This window comes from Runella sp. R0.1_18 (assembly GCF_057652155.1).
In genome coordinates this window covers 11,295-14,783 of record NZ_JBYFCK010000041.1, presented here as the reverse complement: position 1 = coordinate 14,783, position 3,489 = coordinate 11,295, and the positions used below count along the sequence as shown (strand labels likewise).

General features: G+C 42.9%; 1 protein-coding gene. It reads right to left on the bottom strand.

Going from position 1 to position 3,489, the window contains the following annotated elements; genetic code table 11:
* Positions 1 to 33: 33 nt before the first annotated feature.
* A complete protein-coding gene (locus AC23P2_RS30535) occupies positions 34 to 3,117 on the bottom strand; it encodes a beta strand repeat-containing protein (RefSeq protein ID WP_487776699.1) in 3,084 nt (1,027 codons plus the stop codon).
* Between the last annotated feature and the right edge of the window lie 372 nt (positions 3,118 to 3,489).

Sequence of the window (3,489 nt, the reverse complement as noted above, 5' to 3'; positions counted from 1 at the left end):
CGAGCTTTACGGAAACCTTCCGATAAACGCTAATTAGCAAACCGCTATTTTCCGCCCGTTTGTAATGAAAACCTCTACTCCACCTGTGTAGTTACTTTGGAGTGTAGCGCCAGGGGTTACAGTAGCAGAGATAGAATAAGTGGTAAAGTTGGCCGAACACGAAGTTTGGACGTTGGCAATGGTAGGGTTGGCGGGCGGTGCTAAAGTGGCCGCCGCCGCAGAGCTACTGCATCCATTGGTGGTATTTGTAATAACAATATTAGAGTAGTTTGCCGCTGATAAGTTGGGAATGAAAATTTCCCCGTTACTATTAGCTTGCAAACTAAGTTGAGCCTGGGGAGTAGATGCCTTTGAATAATTGACTTGATAGGTAGTGTTAGCGGCCAATCCACTAATAGATATTTTTCCATCAGTTCCGTTGCAGGTGGTAGGATTAGTTCTCGTAACGGTTACGCTCAAAGAGGGATTAGTCAGGGTTTTATTGCCATTGGCTGTGGCAGTACACCCGTTGTTTGAGATGGAGAAATTGCTGTAAGAGCCAGCCGAAAGTCCACTCAGAACAAACGAGTTATTGTTAACGGTGATTGTTTTTGGGCTACCTGTCCCTGTATAGCTTAATGTGTAAGAGCCATTGGGTAGGTTGGTAGTAGAGAAAGTTATACTCCCATTTGTTGCTCCACAAGTGGTGGGGTCAGTTATACTACCTGTGGTTAAGGTTGGAGCGGGAATAACAGTGATTGTGATGCTAGTGGGGTTACTTGTACAGCCATTTGTTTGATTTTTCGCTTTAACAAGGTAGGTAGTTGTACTTTGTACATCACTAGGCGTGTAGGTCAAGGAATTAGCTTGAAGAAGAGTGCCGTTTGTAGTGTACCAATCAGCTGTCTGATTGGAGCCAACAGTCACAGAGAGAGTAGGAATAGGGGTAGCTCCTGAGCAATAGTTGACGTTTGTGGCGGTAGGATTAGGTGGATTAATGGCAGGACACTGACAGTTAGGAGCTACAACATCATAGGTTGTTGAACAGCCATTTAGTAGAGCTTCAATTCTAACGTTTGTTCCTGTTGGGATTCCCGAAAGTACTCCACCTGTGTAGTTACTTTGGAGTGTAGCGCTAGGAGTTACAGTAGCAGAAATGGAATAAGTAGTAAAGTTGGCCGAACACGAAGTTTGGACGTTGGCAATGGTAGGACTGGCGGGCGGTGCTAAAGTGGCCTCCGCCGCAGAGCTACTACATCCATTGGTGGTATTTGTAATAACAATATTAGAGTAGTTTGCCGCTGATAAGTTGGGAATGGAAATTTCCCCGTTACTATTAGCTTGTAAACTAAGTTGAGCCTGGGGAGTAGATGCCTTTGAATAATTGACTTGATAGGTAGTGTTAGCGGCCAATCCACTAATAGATATTTTTCCATCGGTTCCGTTGCAGGTGGTAGGATTAGTCCTGGTAACGGTTACGCTCAAAGAGGGATTAGTCAGGGTTTTATTGCCATTGGCTGTGGCAGTACACCCGTTGTTTGAGATGGAGAAATTGCTGTAAGAGCCAGCCGAAAGTCCACTCAGAACAAACGAGTTAGAGGAAACAGTGATTGTTTTTGGGCTACCTGTTCCTGTATAGTTCAATAGATAACTGCCATTAGATAAATTGGTAGTAGAGAAAGAAATACTTCCATTTGTTGCTCCACAAGTGGTGGGGTCAGTTATACTACCTGTGGTTAAGGTTGGAGCGGGAATAACAGTGATTGTGATGCTAGTGGTGCTACTTGTACACCCATTTGTTTGATTTTTTGCTTTAACAAAGTAGGTAGTTGTACTTTGTGGAGCACTAGGCTGGTAGGTCAAGGAATTAGCTCGAAGAAGAACGCCGTTTGTAGTGTACCAATCAGCTGTCTCATTGGAGCCAACAGTTACAGAGAGGGTAGGAGTAGGGGTAGCTCCTGAGCAATAGTTGACGTTTGTGGCGGTAGGGTTAGGGGGATTAATGGCAGGACACTGACAGTTAGGAGCTACAACATCATAGGTTGTTGAACAGCCATTTAGTAGAGCTTCAATTCTAACGTTTGTTCCTGTTGGGATTCCCGAAAGTACTCCACCCGTGTAGTTACTTTGGAGTGTAGCGCCAGGGGTTATAGTAGCAGAAATGGAATAAGTGGTAAAGTTGGCCGAACACGAAGTTTGGACGTTGGCAATGGTAGGACTGGCGGGCGGTGCTAAAGTGGCCTCCGCCGCAGAGCTACTGCATCCATTGGTGGTATTTGTAATAACAATATTAGAGTAGTTTGCCGCTGATAAGTTGGGAATGGAAATTTCCCCGTTACTATTAGCTTGTAAACTAAGTTGAGCCTGGGGAGTAGATGCCTTTGAATAATTGACTTGATAGGTAGTGTTAGCGGCCAATCCACTAATAGATATTTTTCCATCAGTTCCGTTGCAGGTGGTAGGATTGGTTCTCGTAACGGTTACGCTCAAAGAGGGATTAGTCAGGGTTTTATTGCCATTGGCTGTGGCAGTACACCCGTTGTTTGAGATGGAGAAATTGCTGTAAGAGCCAGCCGAAAGTCCACTCAGAACAAACGAGTTATTGTTGACAATGATTGTTTTTGGAGTACCTGTTCCTGTATAGCTCAATAGATAACTGCCATTAGATAAATTGGTAGTAGAGAAAGAAATACTTCCTTCTGCACCACTACAAGTAGTTGGATTTGAAGAGCTAACGACAGCCAAGGTAGCAGCAGGGGGATTAGTCAGGGTTTTAGTGTCATTGGCTGTGGCAGTACACCCGTTGTTTGAGATGGAGAAATTGCTGTAAGAGCCAGCCGAAAGTCCACTCAGAACAAACGCATTATTGTTAACGGTGATTGTTTTTGGAGTACCTGTTCCTGTATAGGTTAATGTGTAAGAGCCATTGGGTAGGTTGTTAGTAGAGAAAACTAGACTACCATCTGTCGCTCCACAGGTGGATGGATTAGTAATATTTCCAGCTGTTATTGTTGGTAGAGAAGGCGCATTTAATATTACAGTTGAGTTAATAGTAGAAGTGCAATTTCCTTTTTTAATTGTAAAATTCGAATATGCACCTGATGATAAACCAATAATTATAAATGAATTATTAAACACGTTTACTATGGATGATTGGGTCGAACCTTCTTTTTGGAAGGTTAAAGAATAAGTACCATTAATTAAATTTGAAGTACTAAAAGATATTTGCCCATTGTTACCCCCACATATACTAATTTGATTAATACTAGAAATTAATATAGTCGTGTTATTACAACCACAGGGGTCAGCAACGACCCACTGTGTAGTACCAGACGAAAAAGAACAACTATTGCTATCGTATTGTTGCTTTTCTAAAGCATTTCCATTACATCTTGTTTGCTGATTGTCAGTCCAAACAGGTTGACGATTATTGCAACCACAGGGGTCAGCAACGACCCACTGTGTAGTACCAGACGAAAAAGAACAACTATTGCTATCGTATTGTTGCTT